General features: G+C 56.5%; 14 protein-coding genes. 7 read left to right on the top strand and 7 right to left on the bottom strand.

Annotation, left to right across the window (positions count from 1 at the left end; translation table 11 throughout):
- Window positions 1-219: 219 nt before the first annotated feature.
- Window positions 220-2,373, top strand: coding sequence for a catalase/peroxidase HPI (gene katG, locus QT231_RS16090; RefSeq protein WP_308337873.1), 2,154 nt, complete (start codon window positions 220-222; stop codon window positions 2,371-2,373).
- Window positions 2,374-2,507: 134 nt separating this feature from the next.
- Here katG and htc1 read toward each other — a convergent pair whose 3' ends face one another.
- From htc1 to QT231_RS16075, 3 genes are all read right to left on the bottom strand, one after another.
- Complete coding sequence (htc1, locus tag QT231_RS16085; protein ID WP_308337872.1) at window positions 2,508-4,499, bottom strand: methyl-accepting chemotaxis protein Htc1; 1,992 nt, start codon at window positions 4,497-4,499, stop codon at window positions 2,508-2,510.
- A gap of 165 nt (window positions 4,500-4,664) precedes the next feature.
- Entirely contained in the window at window positions 4,665-5,633 is a 969-nt protein-coding gene (locus QT231_RS16080; protein WP_308337870.1) for an XdhC family protein, read from the bottom strand.
- Window positions 5,633-8,026 carry a molybdopterin cofactor-binding domain-containing protein gene (locus QT231_RS16075; protein WP_308337869.1) on the bottom strand — a complete coding sequence of 798 codons (2,394 nt, stop codon included), beginning with the start codon at window positions 8,024-8,026 and terminating at the stop codon, window positions 5,633-5,635. The genes QT231_RS16080 and QT231_RS16075 overlap by 1 nt, the downstream gene beginning before the upstream one ends.
- A 208-nt stretch (window positions 8,027-8,234) precedes the next feature.
- Here QT231_RS16075 and QT231_RS16070 point away from each other — a divergent pair, with 208 nt between their 5' ends.
- Window positions 8,235-8,717 carry a MarR family transcriptional regulator gene (locus QT231_RS16070; RefSeq protein WP_308337868.1) on the top strand — a complete coding sequence of 161 codons (483 nt, stop codon included), beginning with the start codon at window positions 8,235-8,237 and terminating at the stop codon, window positions 8,715-8,717.
- A gap of 42 nt (window positions 8,718-8,759) precedes the next feature.
- Here QT231_RS16070 and QT231_RS16065 read toward each other — a convergent pair whose 3' ends face one another.
- Genes QT231_RS16065 through QT231_RS16050 form a run of 4 tightly spaced genes read right to left on the bottom strand, consistent with a single transcriptional unit; the run spans window position 8,760 to window position 12,225 of the window.
- Entirely contained in the window at window positions 8,760-9,440 is a 681-nt protein-coding gene (locus tag QT231_RS16065; RefSeq protein ID WP_308337867.1) for an N-carbamoylsarcosine amidohydrolase, read from the bottom strand.
- 11 nt (window positions 9,441-9,451) lie between these two features.
- Window positions 9,452-10,234, bottom strand: a complete 783-nt coding sequence (locus QT231_RS16060; RefSeq protein ID WP_308322475.1) for an Asp/Glu racemase — start codon at window positions 10,232-10,234, stop codon at window positions 9,452-9,454.
- 15 nt (window positions 10,235-10,249) lie between these two features.
- Window positions 10,250-11,068 carry an alpha/beta hydrolase gene (locus tag QT231_RS16055; RefSeq protein ID WP_308337866.1) on the bottom strand — a complete coding sequence of 273 codons (819 nt, stop codon included), beginning with the start codon at window positions 11,066-11,068 and terminating at the stop codon, window positions 10,250-10,252.
- A complete protein-coding gene (locus QT231_RS16050) occupies window positions 11,065-12,225 on the bottom strand; it encodes an FAD-dependent monooxygenase (protein WP_308337865.1) in 1,161 nt (386 codons plus the stop codon). The genes QT231_RS16055 and QT231_RS16050 overlap by 4 nt, the downstream gene beginning before the upstream one ends.
- Window positions 12,226-12,735: 510 nt before the next feature.
- On the opposite strand from QT231_RS16050, the gene QT231_RS16045 reads away from it, so the two are divergent.
- The 5 genes from QT231_RS16045 (at window position 12,736) to QT231_RS16025 (ending at window position 19,085) form a co-directional block, all read left to right on the top strand.
- Window positions 12,736-13,224, top strand: coding sequence for a 2Fe-2S iron-sulfur cluster-binding protein (locus tag QT231_RS16045; protein ID WP_308337864.1), 489 nt, complete (start codon window positions 12,736-12,738; stop codon window positions 13,222-13,224).
- On the top strand, window positions 13,217-16,210 hold the full coding sequence (locus tag QT231_RS16040; protein ID WP_308337863.1) for a c-type cytochrome: 2,994 nt from the start codon (window positions 13,217-13,219) through the stop codon (window positions 16,208-16,210). The genes QT231_RS16045 and QT231_RS16040 overlap by 8 nt, the downstream gene beginning before the upstream one ends.
- 21 nt (window positions 16,211-16,231) lie before the next feature.
- Window positions 16,232-16,420, top strand: coding sequence for a hypothetical protein (locus tag QT231_RS16035; protein ID WP_064235471.1), 189 nt, complete (start codon window positions 16,232-16,234; stop codon window positions 16,418-16,420).
- Window positions 16,413-17,933: a sodium:solute symporter family protein gene (locus QT231_RS16030; RefSeq protein WP_308337862.1), complete on the top strand. Its 1,521-nt coding sequence runs from the start codon at window positions 16,413-16,415 to the stop codon at window positions 17,931-17,933. Before QT231_RS16035 ends, QT231_RS16030 begins: the two co-directional genes overlap by 8 nt.
- Before the next feature lie 120 nt (window positions 17,934-18,053).
- Window positions 18,054-19,085: a leucyl aminopeptidase gene (locus QT231_RS16025; protein WP_308337861.1), complete on the top strand. Its 1,032-nt coding sequence runs from the start codon at window positions 18,054-18,056 to the stop codon at window positions 19,083-19,085.
- Window positions 19,086-19,271: the final 186 nt, after the last annotated feature.

Below are 19,271 nucleotides of genomic sequence, written 5' to 3'. Positions count from 1 at the left end.
AGCGATCTGGCGATGCATAAAAACTATTAGATCGGTCGCTAAAAGCAAATTGTGCCTATGACACTTCTGCTTTAAAACAGTACCAAGTGAGTGAAGCGCTCTTACTTCTGCGTAAACTGCGGAGTAACGAACATATCGTGAGGGCGCTCACCGTTTAATTGCTTGGTGGTAACCAAGACAAAAACAGCTAGCACAAAATGAAGTGAGAGGGAGAGAGCTATGAGTGGTAAATGTCCTGTAATGCATGGTGGTAATACCTCCACAGGCACGTCAAACAAAGACTGGTGGCCTGAAGGAATTAACCTGGATATCTTGCACCAGCACGACCGCAAAACGAACCCGATGGATGCAGATTTTGACTATCGGGAAGAGGTCAGAAAGCTCGATTTTGACGCGCTCAAGCAAGACGTTCACGCGCTGATGACCGACAGCCAGTCCTGGTGGCCTGCGGATTGGGGGCACTACGGCGGCCTGATGATCCGCATGGCATGGCACTCCGCAGGCACCTACCGTCTTGCCGACGGCCGCGGTGGCGGCGGTACCGGTAGCCAGCGTTTCGCTCCCCTCAACTCCTGGCCGGATAACGTCAGCCTGGATAAAGCGCGGCGCCTGCTGTGGCCGATCAAGAAAAAGTACGGCAACAAAATCAGCTGGGCCGACCTGATGATCCTGGCGGGCACCGTCGCCTACGAATCCATGGGGCTGCCTTCTTACGGCTTCTCGTTTGGCCGTGAAGACATCTGGGCCCCGGAAAAAGATATCTACTGGGGCGATGAGAAAGAGTGGCTGGCGCCTTCCGACGAGCGTTATGGCGATGTTGAAAAACCGGAAACCATGGAAAACCCGCTAGCTGCGGTTCAGATGGGGCTTATCTACGTTAACCCTGAAGGTGTTAACGGTGTGCCCGACCCGCTGAAGACCGGCCAACAGATACGCGAAACCTTCGCCCGTATGGCGATGAACGACGAAGAGACCGCCGCGCTCACCGCCGGTGGTCACACGGTAGGTAAGTGTCACGGTAACGGCGACGCAGCCGCTCTTGCTGCTGAACCTGAATCCTCAGACGTTGAAAACCAGGGGTTTGGCTGGGGCAACCCCACCATGGGTGGCAAGGCGAGCAATGCCGTGACCTCTGGCATTGAAGGCGCCTGGACCACTAACCCTACCCAGTTCGACATGGGCTATTTTGACCTGCTGTTCGGCTATGAGTGGGAACTGCGCAAGAGCCCGGCGGGCGCTCACCAGTGGGAGCCGGTGAACATCAAGGAAGAAGATAAGCCGGTCGACGCCAGCGACCCTTCTATCCGCCACAACCCGATCATGACCGATGCGGATATGGCCATGAAGGTTGATCCGATCTACCGTGCCATTTGTGAAAAATTCATGGCGGATCCGGAGTACTTCAAGCAAACGTTCGCCAAGGCGTGGTTCAAGCTGACCCACCGTGACCTAGGCCCGAAATCGCGCTACATCGGCCCGGAAGTACCCGCTGAAGACCTGATCTGGCAGGATCCTGTTCCGGCTGGCAACACCGACTACAGCGAAGAAGTGGTTAAGCAGAAAATCGCCGAGGCCGGTCTGAGCATCAGCGATATGGTCAGCACCGCCTGGGACAGCGCGCGTACTTACCGCGGTTCCGACATGCGTGGCGGTGCCAACGGCGCCCGCATTCGCTTGGCACCTCAGAAAGACTGGGAAGGCAACGAACCCGCTCGTCTTGCCAGCGTATTGGCGGTCTACGAGAAGATCTCTGCCGATACCGGCGCTAGCCTTGCGGATGTGATCGTGCTGGCGGGCAGCGTAGCCATTGAAAAAGCCGCCAAAGCGGCAGGCTATGACGTTCGCGTACCTTTCCTGAAAGGGCGTGGCGATGCTACAGCCGACATGACCGACGGCGAATCTTTCGAGCCGCTAGAGCCGCTGGCTGACGGTTTCCGTAACTGGCAGAAGAAAGACTACATCGTGAAGCCGGAAGAGTTGCTGCTGGATCGCGCTCAACTGATGGGCCTTACAGGGCCGGAAATGGTCGTGCTACTCGGCGGTATGCGGGTGCTTGGCACCAACTACGGTGGCACCAAGCACGGCGTATTCACCAACCGTGAAGGCCAGTTGACCAACGATTTCTTCGTCAACCTAACCGACATGGGTAACAGCTGGAAGCCGGTGGGCAAAAATGCCTATGAAATCCGCGACCGTCAAACCGACACCGTAAAGTGGACGGCTACCCGCGTTGATCTGGTGTTCGGTTCCAACTCGCTGCTGCGCTCCTACGCTGAAGTCTACGCCCAGGACGACAACGACGAGAAATTTGTCAAAGACTTCGTCGCCGCCTGGACGAAAGTGATGAACGCGGATCGCTTCGACGTCGCGTAAGCGCTCACACTAAGTACTGGGCACTTTAGTTCTTGTGTAAGTAAGCCTGCATCTTCGGATGCAGGCTTTTTATTAAGTGCTCGTTAAGAGGCACCCAAAACGGGTGCCTTTTAGCCATCAATAATGAAGAAGGATTAAAATTCTTCCCACTCCGCTACTTCATGCTTTTGCTGGGCGGCCTGGGGTTGGCGGCTAGGCGTTTGAGGTAAAGCAGTACGTGCTGCCGAACGCTCTTTATGCGCTGCGGTATAGGGCAGCGTGGCGTTTGTAGCGCCGCCTTCACTGAGCACAAATTCACTCATCAGTTGATCCAGCCGTTGCGCATTGTCGCGCATATTGGTGGCAAGGCTAGCGCTTTGACTGACCATGGCGGCGTTCTGCTGGGTCATCATATCCATCTCGGCAACCGCCGTGTTGACCTGTTGGATGCCCGCTGTCTGTTCCCGCGCACCGGCGGCAATTTCGGCAATCACATCCGACACCTGGGTAACGCTGTGGCGAATCTCATTCATACGTTCAGCGGCCGCCTTCACGATGTCGCTGCCTTCTTTTGAGTGGCTGACGGACATATCGATCAACGCACGAATATCGTGAGCCGCCGAAGCCGAGCGACTGGCTAACGTGCGTACTTCGCTGGCGACCACCGCGAAACCACGGCCTTGCTCACCGGCGCGGGCAGCCTCTACTGACGCATTAAGCGCTAATATGTTGGTTTGAAATGCAATCGAGTCAATCAAGCCGATAATGTTGCTTATCTTATTGGCCGATTCGTTAATCGCGGCCATCTTGGCTTCCATTTGAGTCATGGACTCCGTGCCGCGCTCTGAAGCACTGGCGGCTTCCAGCGCGAGACTATTCGCCTGCTCGGAAGCCTGGGAGGTATGCGCCACCGTGGAGTGAATTTGCTCCATTGAGGCGGAGGTTTCCTGAAGATTGGCTGCCGCTTGCTCGGTACGCGACGAAAGCTCATGGGTACCATCCGCCATATTGCTGGCGTCTGAAAGTACCGTGCGGGCGTTTTGGCGCACTTCTTGAAGAGTAGACTGCATACGCTCCACAAAGGCATTAAAGCCGTGGGCGAGATCGCCGATTTCATCCTGGGTTTTGGCTTCCAATCGGCGCGTCAAATCGCCTTTACCTTTGGCAATATCGGCCATGGCGCTAGCAGTATGCTTGATAGGCGCGAGGGAGCGCCGCGCTGCATAGGCAACCACCACCAACAATATGACCAGCAGTACCCCGCCCGCCAACAGTAGCGATGTTAGCAGCCTGTTTGTGACCGTCGTAAAGGCGGTGATAGGCACGGTGACCCCCACCACCCAGGAGGTGCCCTCTACCGGGCTCCACATGAGCACGGTCTGCTCACCGCTGGGCATGGTTATCTCGCCGGAGCCCGCGGTGCCACTGAGTATTTGCTGGCTTAGTGCATCCAGCCCCTGGTAGCCCTGCTGGTCGGCATCGGTGTAATTCAGCGACATGAGATACTCTTCCACCGGATGAGCAATGACTTGCCCCTGGCTGTCGATTAACCAGCCATAGCTGTCCTCGCCTACATTGATATCAGAGGTGATATCAGAAACGGCGGCCATGGAGACAGTCATACCTAGTAACCCCGCTCGATTGCCGCGCTCATCGAAGACAGTATCGGCGACAATAGCGGTGGGCAGGCCGCTAACCATAGAGATAACAGGATCACTTAGCAGGCTGTCCTGGGTGCCGTCAGTCACTAGGGCTTTGAAATAAGGACGTTCAGATATCTGCAAATTAACGCCCCCGTGGGTTAGGGTCGCGCCAGATGCGTCACTAAAGAACAGTGACTCAATGGTGCCCCCGGGCGGGTAGCGCTTTTCGAGCCATTCGCGGTGCGATGCAAGTGGTACGTCTTCGACTAGGCGTTCATCTTTAGCCAACACTGCTATCCAATTGCGGTACCCGGTAATCCAGCGGCTTATTTCATCGGCCCGCGCTTCTACCTGCCGCTTACCGGCATTATCAATTAACGCAGGAATGGCCTGGTTAAGCTGTTGATTGACGACAAACCCTAAAATGACGGCCACCACTAATAGGGGGATAGCGACAGCGACCAGCAGTTTCTGCGTCAGAGAAAGACGAGAAATTTTTTTCATTTGTTGCCTCGATATGTTTGGCCAGAAGCAGAACACGAAGATGCAGGAGAGTGTCTTACTCTGGTTGTTTTATGGTTCCCTGGAATTTTTATTGCTGCTGCTAGTCATTAGCGGCCGATAATGCTTAAGGTTTTGTCTACCGCCATCACGACGACGATAATATCGCTACAAGGCATGGCGCTGTTTTCCTCGATAGAGGCGAACAATATCGGCCATTACGGCCAGCGCGATCTCAGCCGGTGTTTTGCTGCCCAGATTGAGCCCGATGGGCATGGAGATACTGGCCACTTGGCTTTCCGTCAGCCCGCCAGAACGCAGTAGCCGTTCGGCACGCTGTTGCGAGGTTTGCTGGGAGCCCATGACGCCAATGTAGAACGCCTCCGTACGGACGGCTTCGATCATGGCTAAATCGTCAATACGCGGGTCATGGGTCAAAGCAACAACGGCGGTATTGGCATGGCACCCCCCCGAGGCGATAAACACTGAAGGCAGCACTGCCTGGACTTCCACGCCGGTTACGGCGAAATTTTTACGGGCTGCGTCTCGGGGATCGCAGACAATCACTTCAAACCCCAGCGATTGGGCAAACAGCGCGCAGGGCGAAGAGATCGAGGAGATTCCCGCGATAATCAGCCGTAGCGCGGGGCCAATACGGATATTGACGCTAGCCGTATCGAAAGTGACGGCGGGCTCGGAGTTATTCGGAGGATTAAAGCGCTTGCCGCTGCCATCCAATTTGATACAGCGGGTTAGCGGTTGGCGGCCAAGCAGGGTGGCATGCATCACTTCAAGATGGGTGAGATTTTCAGTAGTTGGCGCTAGTCGCTCAACCAGCACCTCAAGGCTGCCTCCGCAGGGAAGGTAGGTATTCGCTGGGCCATTGTCGCCACCGTAGCTTACCCGTTGCACCGGCTGGGCAAATTCACCGCTATGTAGCCGTGCAATAAAATCTTCCTCAACACAGCCGCCCGAAAGCGAGCCTAGGTACTCCCCGGTGTCACACGCTACCAGCATGGCGCCCGGCTCCCGGGGAGACGAACCAAAGGTTTTTAGCACCGTACACAGCCAAACGGTCAGCCCCTGATTGGCCCATTGCAGCGCGCGCTCAATCACCTGTAGGTCTAGGTGGTGCATTAACTGACCGCCTCCATGGGGAGCCTAAGAGCCGCATGTAGTGCTTCGCGAACGGCGGCAGGCGTAAAAGGGGGATGGGTAAAGCGTACCCCTGTGGCGTCGAAGAGGGCGTTAGCTATCGCGGGGGCGCCAGGCAGGGAGGCGGACTCTCCCACGCCGAGTGGGGGCAGTTCAGGGCGATCAAGCAGCATCACATCGATGGGGGGCAGCTCGGAGAAACGCAGAATGGGGTATCCGCCCCACTCTCTGCTGGTGGGTAGGCCATTCTCAAACGTCACCCGCTCTTTTAGGGTGCGGCTGAGCATCTGGATCACATTGCCATGCACTTGGTGGCGAACCCCTGCAGGGTTCACCATGAGTCCCGCATCCTGTCCTACGTATAGGCGCTCGACCACAATACGCCCACTCTTCACATTGACTCTTAATTCAATCACCCAGGCCGCGAGTGCGGCGCCAAAGCCCGGGAATTTACTATGCACGTACTGGGCATAAGCGAAGCCTCGGCCATAGCGCCAATCACCATCGCTTCTCGGGTTGGTATTGGCGCTGCCGGGTTCCCAGTTCGCGTGTTTAGCTAACGCTTCGACAAGCTCGCAGGCTCGCTCATCGGTTAGGTAGCGCAGTCGATAGGCGATGGGATCCTCGCCTGCCAAATAGGCGAGCTCATCGATATAGCTTTCGTGGGCGAAGGTATTGGGCAGCGCTGAGACACCGCGTAGCCAGGAGGCACGCACCAGGGTCGGCACGTCGTCACAGATTATCTGCCGATGAGGGTAGCGGTAGGGCGGCACCGACGTTCGGTCGCCCATCTCAAAGGGGATATCGATAGGCGCTACTGTCCCAGTCAGCAGTAGTGCTAGCGTGGGCGCACTGTTCGAAGGGTAGCGGGTGCTAAAACGATAGCCTGCCGGACTGCCGTCTGCGTTCAAACCGCCCTGAATGGCCATATACTGGGCTGCCCCTTTAGGTTCCCAGCTGTGCTCCTGCTCACGGGTCAACTGTACCCGGACTGGTCGGCCCACTGCTCGTGAGAGCAGCGCGGTATCGGCACCAACGTCGTCAGCGCAGTTGCGGCCATAGCAGCCCGAGGTCTCCATGCGGGTAATCGTAATGACACTCTCATCCAGGCCGGTAAGGCGGGCGAGGTCGGCTCGCAGGCTATACGGGTTCTGGGTGCCCGACCAGACATGCAGGGCACCCTCTTGGGCATCGGCGACGGAGCACGAGGGGCCAATGGAGCCATGCAATTGGAAAGGCCACACATAGTGGCGGTTGAGCGGTTGGTCGGCGGTGGCCAGGGCGCTGTCGAGATCACCCTCTTCGAGCAGCACGCGCTGCTTGCTGGGCAGGTCGAGCAGCGCTTTCTCGATATCGTCCAGTTGAGGCAGGCCTTTGATTGGCCGCCACTCTACCTTTAGCTGTTTGGCTGCGGCGGCGGCCTGCTCTTCACGCTCGGCCACCACGCCGACAAAGTCACCGATTACCACGACGCTGACCACCCCTGGCAAATGCGCCACGGAGCTTTCATCCACAGCCACTAAGCTGGTGCCGATAAAGTCGCCACTGTCGTAACCTGCATAAGGTGGCCGAATGACGCGTCCATGCAGCATGCCGGGCAGGCGCAGGTCGTGCACAAAGGTCAACTTGCCGGTGACTTTATCGGGAATATCCACACGCGAGGTAGAGTGCCCCACCAGGGTGTAATCACTGGTTGGCTTAAGCGGCACGTGATCGACAAGCTTTAGCGCATGGCGGGCGCCCTGCAGTAATTGACCATAGCTTACCTGTGGACGGTTATCGCTGGGCTGAATCGTCTTGTTGGGACTAATACTGCCGTTGGAATAAATAGTGTCGCTGGAATAAGTAGTGTCGCTGGAATAAGTAGTGTCGCTGAAATGAATAGTGCCGTTGGAATGTACAGTCTCGTTGAGATAAACAGTGCCGTCTTGGCAACCAAGTAGAGCGCGCTCAGTGTCAAAGTGGCTGGCAGCAAGTGCTAACAGATACTCCCGCGCTTGAGCTGCGGCCCGGCGCAGTGGCTCAGCGGTGATCTGGATCGTCGCACTGGCGATGGTGGGGCCTTGGTTGGGTGCTTCACAGGAGTTGCCCAGTACCATGGTGACGCTATCGAAACCAACGTTGAGCTCTTCCGCAACGATTTGTGCCAGCGCGGTGCGGATACCGGTGCCCAGGTCTACGTGGCCGTTGAAAGCCACGACATGGCTGTCACTCAATACTGCAATGAATATCTCGGGCTCAAGCGGAGTGAAGTTTGAGTGTGTACCTGGCTGTCCTGGGGCGGGCTTGGGAGGCGTTACCGGGTCTCGGTAGACTACCAGAAGGTCGGGGTCATTAAGCAGCGACTCTCTTGTATAGTCCAGCTTACCCGCCATGTCTGCCTCCCGCGCTATGCTTAAATGAATGTTTGGGTTGATATTTGGGGTGATGATATGGCGGTAACTAAGGTAAAATTATAGCGTGTACACCATAAAAGCATGGTGAATTGTGTCAGCGCAAGCAGTATTTTGTGCGTTGATGTAACGCCATGCTGACCAGTGCCATAATCGTTTTACAACGCCGCCATTACTCAAAGGAGAGGGAATGACAACGGATCGTGCGCTTCACCACTCGTCTTCCGGCGAGCATCCTACGCCCAGTGAGCAGGGCTATGATTTTTCCGAACAGGTAGGGCATCTGCTACGTAAAGCCTACCAGCGGCATACCGCTATCTTTCAGCGCTACAGCAGCGATAAACAACTCACGGCCATTCAGTTTGTCACGCTGTGCACGGTGATGGAGCGTGGTCCCAGCTCGTTGACCGATATCGTCAACGCCACGGCGATTGACCCAGCCACGATCCGCGGCGTCATCAAACGCCTTAAAGCACGTGAATGGATCTCGCTCACCACAGACCCTAACGACCAACGTAAGGTCATGGTCGTGATCACCGAGCCCGGTGCCGAGTTAGTCGAGAACATGGTGCCCAGTGCCAAGCAGATCAGCGATCAGACCATGAAAAATCTAAACCCCGCAGAGCGAATCGCTTTGATGCATCTGCTGGAGAAAATGAACGCGGATGGGTAACACGGCAAAGGTGCGCCTCTCACCCGCGCTCTTCGAGTACTGCTAACGCTTCATTAAGTAGCCCAACGTCTCATCCAGCCCAATCACATCGCCATACTTACTGTCGATATCAAACAAGTTGGCTTCATGGGGCGCTGGGTGGCGGTCGCCGACACAGTCGCGTACCACCATGACCCGAAAACCGTGCTGCAGGCCATCCACCGCGGTGGCGCGAATGCAGCCGCTGGTGGAGCAGCCGGTAATGATCAGCGTGTCGACACCCATTGCGACCAGTGTGGAAGCCAGCGAGGTGCCAAAGAAGGCGCTGGCATACTGCTTGGTCATTACCAGTTCGTCTTCACGAGGAATCACCTCGGGGCAGAACTCTGCGTAGGGATTACCCGCCACCATGGCCCGCATCACCGGTGCCTTTTTAACCCAAATGCCGCCATCGATCTGATCCGGGGCGTGATACAGAATATTGGTATGGATAACGGGCGTGCCCGTCCGCCGCGCGGTATTTAATAGCGGCGGCATATTGGCCACGGCGTCTACCACGCCCTGGGCAAATAGTGGTGAGCCCGGGGTGGTGTAGCCCTGCATAAAATCGACCACTAAGAGCACCGGTTTTTTGCCAAAACCAATGCGGCCATCCCAAACGCCTTTGTAGTTGTTATCTAAGTTGTCATCTAAAGAGCTGCCACTAACATCGCTGCCGCTGGTTGCCTGACTGGGGTTTGTCATAGCGCTATCTCCTAGTAAGCCCCTGATAAGAGAGCGCCCGCACCCGGCACAATAGGCTCTAAATCAAGCGCCTTGAGCATGGCGTAAGTCGTCGCAATCGCGGCAGTGACTACCGGCTTTCCGGTTAGGGCCTCTACCTTGGAAACGGCAGGCAGCGACGGCATTTGCACACAGGCTGACAGCACAATCGCATCCACATTGCTTAAATCCAGACTGGCGACAATCTCCGGCAGATTAGCCGGGTCGTGGCGAGCAACATCCAGATTGTTGGGGATCTCAAGCGCCCGGTAGTCGAGCACTTCAATACCTTCCTGACGGATATAGTCGACCACCATCTCGGTGAGCGGCTTCATATAGGGTGCCACTACCACTACGCGCTTGGCTTTCATCACACCCAGGGCATCCACAAGGGCGCCTGCGCTAGTGACCACGGGTGTATCGCAGCCGTTCTCTTTAGTGCGGCTGCGCAGCCGCTGCTGGGATTCGCGGTGGTAGCCAGGGCCCATGGCCATAATGGCCACCAGGCAGGCGTAGCCCATGACATCCACCGCCGCATCAGACAGCTCCAGAGCGCAGCGGTCAGACTCTGCGTCCATGGCAGCCAGCTCGTCCTTGCTGACGGTTTTCATACGCATACGGCTGGAGTGGAAGGTAAAACGCTCTGGTCGTATCAACTGCCGCGCAGCCAGCATCGCCGGGATTTCGGTCTCCATGGTGATATTGGAGCTGGGGACGATCTGGCCGATACGGTATGTCCTGGTCATGGAACTGTGGGTGATAGCGTTGTGGGTCATGATCATTGGCCTTTGTTAGAGTTGTGTACCCAGGAAGTCTTCGAACGCAGCGAAAAAGCCATCGAAGTCATCCCAGGGAATCATATGGCCCGCCTGTGCCGCGGTGGTGATGCGAATCGTCGGCAGCAGGTCGATAATTTCAGTGCGATCTTCGTCTTGGATGACACCGCCCTTACCCGCACACATCAGCAGCGTGGGCACCTTGATGCCAGGAAAATCCTGGTGGATATCGACGCTATGAAACTCTTCAAACGCCTGAACAATGGCGGGTTCATAGCAGGTGTGCAGCCATTCGGCGCGCAGCCGCAGCTGGTCATCGCTCCAGGTGGGGCAGTAGTGGCGCATGGTCTCGATATCGGCACCACGTGTGCAGTCGCGAATCGAGTCCACATACCAGGGCAGCTTACTGGGGTACTCCCGACGACCTGGCCCTGAAACCGGCGGGTCGATCAGTACCAGCTTGTCGACGCCTTTGGCGCCACGGCTCATGGCGCGCAGGGCAAAACGTGCACCCATGGAGTGGCCCGCCAGGATGACGTTGTTGAGCCCCAGTTCCTCGATAAAGGCGATCACGTCGTCGGCGCAGGTGTCGGTGTCGTAGGCGAGATCTGGGCCGGTAGAGGATAAGCCACGGCCACGAACGTCGAGTACATAAGTATCAAAGTGCTGCCCCAAGCGTTCAGCCACAAAGCTCCAGGTAATCGCCGGACTGGTAATGCCCGGTATCAGTACCAACGGCTGGCGCGATGTCTCGGTGCTGTCGCCGAAGCGCAGGTAGTGCTGACGAATATCGTTGGCGTGCAGGTTGGCACCATAAAGATAAGTACTGCTCATACCGGGCTCCCTTCGTTGATCGGCTGTTTTAGCGGAACCTCAAAGGGGTCGTAGGCAAATACCCAGGCCGGGTCTTCGTCTTGACGAAGCCACGTGTTGTCGTGGGAAACCTGCTGTACCCGGGAGGCGCGCTCAAATCGGTTGGTGCGGTAAAGCTCAAAGGCCTGCTGGTACTTCTCTGCGCCCACTTCTTCCAGGCAGCGCACCAGCATGGCGGCATCTTCAATGGCCATGGCCGCGCCCTGGGCCATATGCGGCTTCATCGGGTGACAGGCGTCACCGAGCAGCACCAGGCGGTTTTCATGCCATAGCGGCAGCGGGTTGCGCTCCAGTAACGGCCATTTGGTAACGCTTTCGGTACAGTCGATTAGCGCTTGCACGGTGGGGTGGTAACCCTCGAATGCCTTGCGCATCTCTTCCCGGGAGCTATCAACAAAAGAGGTGCCGTGATTCCAGTCGGGTTCAGGCACGCCCGTGACATAGTAGTACTCTTTCTCGTCGCCGGTGACGAAGTAGACCATCATATGGCGATCTTCTGACCACCACTTTACGCAGGCTTCAAAATCCAGGTCGTATGCTTTGAGCTTTTCCGCCGAGATAATCGCCCGGTGGGCGACCCACCCGCTGTAAATAGGCGCTTCAGGGCCGAGCAGCTTCTCGCGCAGGCGCGAGTTAACGCCATCAGCGCCGATCACCAAATCGGCCTCTTCGATTGAGCCATCGGCGAAGGTCATGACCACTTTGTCGCCGCTGTCATCCACATCGACCAGGCGTTTATCGAAATAGAGATTGTCCTGATCAAGCGTGCTAACCATTAGTTCGTGCAGATCGCCACGGTGCACGGTGATGTAGGCCGCGCCGTAGTTGTCACGAGCAAACTCACCCAGCGGGATGCGTGATTGATACTCCCCCGTCATGCCATTACGGCTAAACCAGTAGTCGGGGTGCGACCCCATGGCGTTGAGCTGCTCTTCAATACCAATGCGGCGCATGACTTTCATCACATTGGGGCCCAGGTGAATGCCTGCTCCCAGGCGGGCAAATGCCGGGGCCTGTTCGTACACCTTGGTGGGGTAACCCGCTTGCTGCAGCAGCGCGCCTGCAGCAGCACCGCCAAGACCTGCGCCAATGACGGCAATGGTGGGTTTATTATTCATAGGGTTATTTCCTCGCTGTTTTATTCACTGCGTACTGGTTGCTGCGTACATCACTTAAGGGGAGGGTGTTCGCTTGACTGTTAGCGCTATAAGGCCCTTTGCAGGGACAGTCGCGAATGCTATAAAACAACGTATACACCATTTAATTATTGGTCAAGAATTAAGTCGTAAAATATTTTTCTTGAGTAAAATAGGTAAATTTGTCTTCAATACATTGAATTTTATTGATTATTTGGTGGTTTTTCTGATTTTTTGAAAAACTTGAAAGACGCCTCAATTGAGTGCTATACGTTTAATAGTCTATTTTTTATGGCGTATGCACTTTAATGAGCGGTCATGGAAAACGCTGCACACTGCTGGTGCAAAGCGGATGGCAAAGATGCAAATAGGCTAGCTATCAAGTGCTTCGAAGCGTGTTTGGAAGGCAGTATTTATTAGTAGTATCTAAGCCAGTCCCAATGCTTTATGTAAGCGAGATGGCTGCTTTAACAATAACGATGATGATCCCCTATGACGCTAAAGCTAACTATCAATGGGCAAGAACGTGAGCTAGCAGTGCCGCCGCAGACACCGCTGCTCAATGTGCTGCGTAATGACCTGTCGCTCAATGGCCCGAAATATGGCTGTGGCTTAGGCGAGTGTGGTGCATGTAGCGTACTGATCGACGGTATGGCGGCACGTTCCTGCGTGCTGCCTGTATCCGCCGCCGTTGGGCATAACGTGACGACCCTTGATGGACTTGCCCAGAATGGCCAGCTTGATCCTGTGCAGCAGGCCTTTATCGACGCCCAGGCGGCGCAGTGTGGCTACTGTTTGAACGGCATGATCATCACTGTTCGCGGGCTGTTAAATCATAATGCCCAGCCCACTGCAGAGCAGATTCGCGCGGCGTTAGAGCATAACCTTTGCCGTTGCGGTACCCACGTTGAAATTCTCCAGGCAGCTGAACGTGCCGTAGTGATTAATGCGGTCGCGCTGGAGGAGGCACCTTATGAGTGATGGGTCGATGCTCAATGGCCAGCAGGCACCGGCCGGTACCTCCGCACTGCTCTCGAAGGCACGCTACGGTGTGGTGGTGCGACCCCCTTTCTACCGTTGGAGCGACGGGCGCTTTGCAAGTGACCGCTTGGTTGGCGTCGACAAAAATAGCCTCGCCTCACTCTCCGGCCCTATCGACGTGGTGGTGGAAGGGGACTTTGTGGGGGTGGTGGCCGATAGTTTGGCTTTGGCAACCGATGCGGCTAAACAGTTGAAAGTGGAGTGGCGAACTGTTCGTCAAGCCGCTGATAAATCGCCCGCTAAAATGCCCGTTGAAGAGAGTCATCCGCCATACGCATCGGCGAGCCATGCGTATGGTTGGCCCAGTCGAATGCGCTGGGGCAATCATCCCAGCTGGGTAATCGCCGATTATAGCGACCAGCAATTGAGTGTATGGGGGCCGACTGCCACCCCAGTGGCGCTGAAGCAGGATTTAAGCCGGTTAACCGCGCTGGATGTCAGCCAGATCGAGCTTTACAGTGCTGTTAATAACCACTCAACGCAGCAGGCGTCGGGGTTGGGCCGCCACTGCGGCGATGATGCCGCCGTAGATGCCGCGTTGATGTCGCGGGCAGTGGGCAGCCCCGTCGCCGTTTGGCTTGATGCCCGCTACGCCAAGGACGTTGAAGCGCTAGGGCAAGCGCAGCGGATTACCCTAAATGCGGATCTCTCCAGTGACGGTGAGATAGCCCGTTATCGCTATCAGCAGGCCAATCTCACCGGTGAGGTGGCCGCCGTCGGGCTGTGGCTAAGCGGCGCCGCCGCAATCGCCGAGCTGACGGAGTTCCCGAGTGGAGATAACGACACACCGCCGTTCTCGCCTTATGTATTTCGCGATCAATACCTTGCCGCACGCTCCCAGCCAGCTTCGCTCACCACCAACCCCACCTTGACCGGTATACAGCAGGCGTTTGCGCGGGAATCCTTTTTAGATGAGGTTGCCCGCGAGAGCGAACAAGACCCCATCGCGCTGCGGCTGCGCCATCTAGAGGATGCGCGGGGCATTGAGTTGATTGAGTCCGTGGCTAAACGGGCCGAGTGGCAAAGGCCATCTGATCAACCAGCGGATTCATTACCCCGGCAGTTGATGCGCGGGCGTGGCTTTGCCTACTCACAACTACCCGATCGTGATCAGCGGGTGGAAGCGGGGGTGCGCTCGGCCTGGATTGCCGATGTGGAGGTCAATCGTATTACCGGCGATGTTCAGCTTACCCGCCTGGTGGTGGGACAGGATGCCGGCCCTGATATTGATACGGCGCGTCTGCAGCAGACGTTACAGGCTCGCGTGTTGGGCGAAGCGCGCCCCTTTTTGGGGCATGAGCCCCGTTTCGACGAGTGGGGCGACGGCAGTCGTGCGCTGACTAAACATGAATCTTCAGCGCTAGCGCCAACCACGTCTTCGCCAACCATTTATTCGCCTAGTGCTTCGGTGGCCGCTGTTGGGGAAGACGTATTAACCGGTGCAGAGCTGTCGCCGGGGGTTGCGGTTATCGCCAATGCGCTGTTTGATGCCACCGGCCTGCGTTTTCGCCAACCGCCGTTTACCGCCAACCGCGTACGCCAAGCACTTGAAGAATCGGCGATCGAGGGCTCAGGGCGGCCATCTAAGCCAGTTAAACAGTCGCGCTCCACGAAGCGACGCTGGTTGGCCGCCGCTGCGTTCACCACCATTGCAGGCACTGCGGCCATGGCCTGGCCGTGGAAAGGAGCAATCGCGCCCGTTTCCCGGCCCGCTGCCAACCTCTATTCCGCCGAGACTATCGAGCGCGGGCGGCTGGTCGCTGCAGCGGGTGATTGTGCGGCGTGCCATACCTCCGAAGGTGGCGTGACCAATGTGGGCGGACGTGCTTTCGAAACCCCCTTTGGTACGCTTTTCAGCACTAATATTACCCCGGATGAAGTAACGGGGATTGGCCAGTGGTCCTACGCGGCGTTTGAGCGGGCCATGCGCCACGGCATTAGCCGTGATGGCAGCCACCTGTATCCCGCTTTCCCCTATACGGCGTTTGCCAAAACCAGTGATGCCGACTTGCAGGCGCTTTATGCTTACTTAATGGCCCAGCCGCCAGTGGCGGCTGAAAAAAACACCAATGAACTCTCTTTCCCTTTCAGCGTGCGCGCCTTAATGGCGGGTTGGAATACCCTTTACCACAACCCGGCGCCCTTCCAGCCAGACCCTATGCAAAGCGAACTGTATAACCGGGGCGCCTATCTTGCCGAAGGGTTAGGCCACTGCAGCGCTTGCCATAGCCCCCGCAATGCCATGGGTGCCGAGAAAAGTGGCGGGGCGTATTTGGCCGGTGCCTTTGTGGATGGCTGGGAAGCGCCACCGCTGAATACCTTGTCGCGTGCCCCTGTACCGTGGAGTGAAGCATCGCTTTACGACTATCTACGCCAGGGCGAATCGGCACTGCATGGCGTTGCTTCCGGCCCGATGGCCCCGGTGGTAGCGGGCTTGGGCGAGTTGCCTGAATACGACGTGCGCGCCATTGCCCATTACGTGGCCGCCCAAATGCAGGCGCCCACAGGCAATAGCGATGCCGATGTGGCGGGGGCAGAACAGCGCGTGGCAAGCGCAGCGCTTAGCGCCCCCGAACTGGAGGCAGGCGAGCGGCTATTTGAAGGTTCCTGTGCTGCCTGCCATGTGGCGTCTGGTGTGCCGACCTTTTCAAGCGCGAGGATCAACCTGGCGCTGAATACCAATTTGCATAGTGATCACCCCGATAACGTTATTCAGTCAATTTTGGGTGGTGTTCACGCGGAGCACGTGCCCGGCGTTGGTAATATGCCTGGCTTTGCCGACAGTTTTAGTAATACCCAGGTCGCTGATTTGGCGACCTATCTTCGAGCGCGCTTTGCCCCAGAGAAAGCGCCTTGGCAACAAGTAGAACAACGCATTGCTGATTTACGCCAGCCTCACCACAACAACACTCACTCTACTCCCTGACGTAATAAAACGAGGTGGACTATGAAACGTAGTAAATGGATATGGCTAGTTTGGGCCGTCGTCTTGCTGAGCTATTTAGTGCCTTACACCCTATTGAGCGGTGTCGCGCTCTGGTACGGCAGCTTCCTGTTTTGGGCGTGTGCAGGGTTAGCGGTTATTGCTCTGAACGTGTTTATCACTAAAGATTTTGAGGAGCACAGCAATGACTGAATCACTCATCTGGTGGTCCATTGCCATCTACTTATTGATTGCGATCGGCATCGCGATTATGTCTCGCCAAGGCGCTTCAGACGACGCCTCCAAAAGTATGTCGGGATACTTCCTGGGCAACCGACAAATGAACGGTTTTGTCTCTGCGCTAAGTTACAGCGCCACTACTTACAGCGCCTTTATGATGGTGGGTCTGGCAGGCCTTACCTATGCCGGTGGCGTTGGCGCGCTGGGCTTTGAAATTATCTACTTTGCCGGTGTTTCGCTGGTGGCTATCTTTGGGCCCAAATTCTGGGCGGTGGGCAAAAAGTTCGGCTTTGTGACTCCAAGCGAGATGTTAGGACATCGCTACAACAGCAAGCATGTGGCCATGGCCATCTCCATCGCCAGCTGTATCTTCCTGATTCCCTACTCGGCCGTTCAGCTTGCTGGCGTAGGTTACCTGCTGCAAGGCATTACCGATGGGGCGATTACCTTTACCACCGGGGTGGTATTGGCCACGGTGATCGCGATCTTTTTCTCTTATATCGCCGGGATTCGTTCGGTGATGTGGACCGACTCCCTACAGGCGATCATGATGATTGTCGCCTCAACACTGGTGGCCTTTCTGGTTATTCAGGGCCTGGGTGGTTTTGGCGCGTTATTCGATACGCTAGCAACGGAGCACCCCCAGTCGCTAACGGTGCCTGGCTCAGGACTATTCAGCTTTGTCACTTTCCTGGGGCTGACGATTCCCTGGTTCTTCTTTAGCCTCTCGAATCCCCAAGTCAGTCAGCGCCTGTTTATGCCCTCTTCGCTGCGCTCGATGCGTCATATGCTGATTGGCTTCCTGGTATTTGGTTTTATCTACACCATGGTGTCGGTGCTATGGGGCTTCTCCGCCTTGGCTGCTTTCCCGAGTCTGGAACGGGCGGATTTGGCCACACCGACACTGCTGGCTTCAGAGTTTGTCCCACCCGTGCTAGGCGTCATCGTGATGATCGGCATTATGGCCGCAGCTGTGTCCACCATTGACTCGATCATGCTGACCCTGGCCTCCATGGTCTCCCGAGATGTGTATGCCAACGTCAAACCTAACGTTAGTGAAAAGCGTCAACTGCTGGTGGGTAAGTTTGTGGTGCCGGTGATTGCGCTAATGGCGTTAGCCTTTGCCGAGCTGCAGCTTGACCTGATTGCGGTGCTGTCGGTGGCTGCATCGTCAGGCCTAGTCGCCATGGTGCCTGCACTAATTGGCGCCTTCTATTGGAAACGCGGCACGGCTGCCGGTGCATTGGTGAGTGTGGTGGGCACTAGCGCCTTTGTACTGTTGATGTATGCCACCGGTAACTCGCTGCTGGGCCTGCCTGCCGGCGTATGGGGCATTGTGGTCGCCAGTGTGCTGTTTGTTGGCGTCAGTCTCGTGACCAAACCCCATCAAGCCACCACGGATGCATTCTTTACCGCCATCGCTGAAGAACTGGGTAAAAAACGCCGCTCTTCTACCGATCAGGTGTCTAAAGAGGCGGCTGCCTAGCTGCTTATCCCGGCCAAACCATAGAGCGCTGGGTATGCCCATTGGCGAGCTTAAGCGCTCTCAGCAAACACTTCCCGGTACGCTATAGCAGAGCTTGCGCCCGGGAAGTTAGGAGACGTTATGGATCATGCAAGCTTTACGGAAATTTGTCTCCACCAGCTAAAAATGTCTGGTGTCCATGAAGGCGAAAAGCTCGTTGTGCTGACCCAGGGTAGCGAACGCCTTGATTATGCCGATGCCTTTATGGCGGCGGGGCAGCGCTTAGGCGCCAATATGTACCATATGCGGTTACCCGCACCGCTACCCACAGGTGGTTGGGCCGTGGGAGCAACGGGGCTTGCCAGCATGCCCGATGCAGTGGAAGCGCTAAAGAATTGCGACATGCTGATCGACTGCATTTTCCTGCTGTTCTCGCCGGAGCAAATGGCGATACAAGCCGCCGGTACACGCATACTGACAGCGGTTGAGCCGCCCGAGCTGCTGGCCAGAATGCTGCCTTCAAAGGAGTTACGCGAAAAGGTCGAGCTGGCCGCCGCGCTACTGGAAAAAGCCAAGGTGATGCGCATCACCTCGCCCCACGGCACCGATGTCACCTACCAACTGAATACGTACGCTACCGTCGCCGAGTATGCCTGCACCGATGAGCCTGGTCGCTGGGATCACTGGCCCTCTGGCTTTGTATTTACCGGCGGCGATGACGATGGCGTTGATGGCACCATTGTGGTGGCGCCAGGCGACATCTTGCTACCGCAGAATATGTACGTCCGAGAGCCCATTACGTACACCATTGAGAAGGGCTGGATTAGCGATATACGCGGCGGGCTGGATGCCGAGTTGGTGAAATCCTATATGGATAGCTTTAACGACCCGCGCGGCCTGGGGATGAGCCATGTGGGCTGGGGTATGAACCCTAATGCCAAGTGGCACCGTATGGTGCCGGGTGAGTTCCCCGGTGGTATGGGCATGGAACCGCGCAGCTTCTATGGCAACGTGATGTTCTCTACAGGGCCCAACAGTGAACTTGGTGGCCCCAACGATACCGCCTGCCACCTGGATATTCCGATGCGCAACTGCTCACTGTTTCTCGATGATGAGCCGGTTGTGATTGATGGTGATATCGTGGTTAAAGAGTTACAGATGGGTAGAAGTTAATTATTCATTGAGGTCGGAATCAGCCCGTAGCGGGGGTCTTTCGCCATGGATGGCGAAAATAGCGCCCATGGATGATGAGATGGTCTCCTCCCCCCCATTGTCGGCGTCAAAATGCGCCAGAATGAAAGTGTCACTTCATTCAAGACGGGAGAAGACCATGAACAAGTATAGGGTGATTGGCGTGGA

Origin of the sequence: Halomonas sp. SpR1 (assembly GCF_031010175.1) — a bacterium.
GTDB lineage: Bacteria > Pseudomonadota > Gammaproteobacteria > Pseudomonadales > Halomonadaceae > Vreelandella.
This window is presented reverse-complemented; position numbering and strand designations above follow the sequence as displayed.

What these genes read in the sequence shown, in the direction of transcription:
- QT231_RS16060 (WP_308322475.1), bottom strand. Translation starts at nt 10,234, where the DNA reads ATGACCCACAACGCTATCACCCACAGTTCCATGACCAGGACATACCGT.
- QT231_RS16040 (WP_308337863.1), top strand. Translation starts at nt 13,217, where the DNA reads ATGAGTGATGGGTCGATGCTCAATGGCCAGCAGGCACCGGCCGGTACC.
- QT231_RS16045 (WP_308337864.1), top strand. Translation starts at nt 12,736, where the DNA reads ATGACGCTAAAGCTAACTATCAATGGGCAAGAACGTGAGCTAGCAGTG.
- QT231_RS16055 (WP_308337866.1), bottom strand. Translation starts at nt 11,068, where the DNA reads ATGAGCAGTACTTATCTTTATGGTGCCAACCTGCACGCCAACGATATT.
- QT231_RS16050 (WP_308337865.1), bottom strand. Translation starts at nt 12,225, where the DNA reads ATGAATAATAAACCCACCATTGCCGTCATTGGCGCAGGTCTTGGCGGT.
- QT231_RS16080 (WP_308337870.1), bottom strand. Translation starts at nt 5,633, where the DNA reads ATGCACCACCTAGACCTACAGGTGATTGAGCGCGCGCTGCAATGGGCC.
- QT231_RS16070 (WP_308337868.1), top strand. Translation starts at nt 8,235, where the DNA reads ATGACAACGGATCGTGCGCTTCACCACTCGTCTTCCGGCGAGCATCCT.
- QT231_RS16030 (WP_308337862.1), top strand. Translation starts at nt 16,413, where the DNA reads ATGACTGAATCACTCATCTGGTGGTCCATTGCCATCTACTTATTGATT.
- QT231_RS16025 (WP_308337861.1), top strand. Translation starts at nt 18,054, where the DNA reads ATGGATCATGCAAGCTTTACGGAAATTTGTCTCCACCAGCTAAAAATG.
- QT231_RS16065 (WP_308337867.1), bottom strand. Translation starts at nt 9,440, where the DNA reads ATGACAAACCCCAGTCAGGCAACCAGCGGCAGCGATGTTAGTGGCAGC.
- QT231_RS16075 (WP_308337869.1), bottom strand. Translation starts at nt 8,026, where the DNA reads ATGGCGGGTAAGCTGGACTATACAAGAGAGTCGCTGCTTAATGACCCC.
- QT231_RS16035 (WP_064235471.1), top strand. Translation starts at nt 16,232, where the DNA reads ATGAAACGTAGTAAATGGATATGGCTAGTTTGGGCCGTCGTCTTGCTG.
- htc1 (WP_308337872.1), bottom strand. Translation starts at nt 4,499, where the DNA reads ATGAAAAAAATTTCTCGTCTTTCTCTGACGCAGAAACTGCTGGTCGCT.
- katG (WP_308337873.1), top strand. Translation starts at nt 220, where the DNA reads ATGAGTGGTAAATGTCCTGTAATGCATGGTGGTAATACCTCCACAGGC.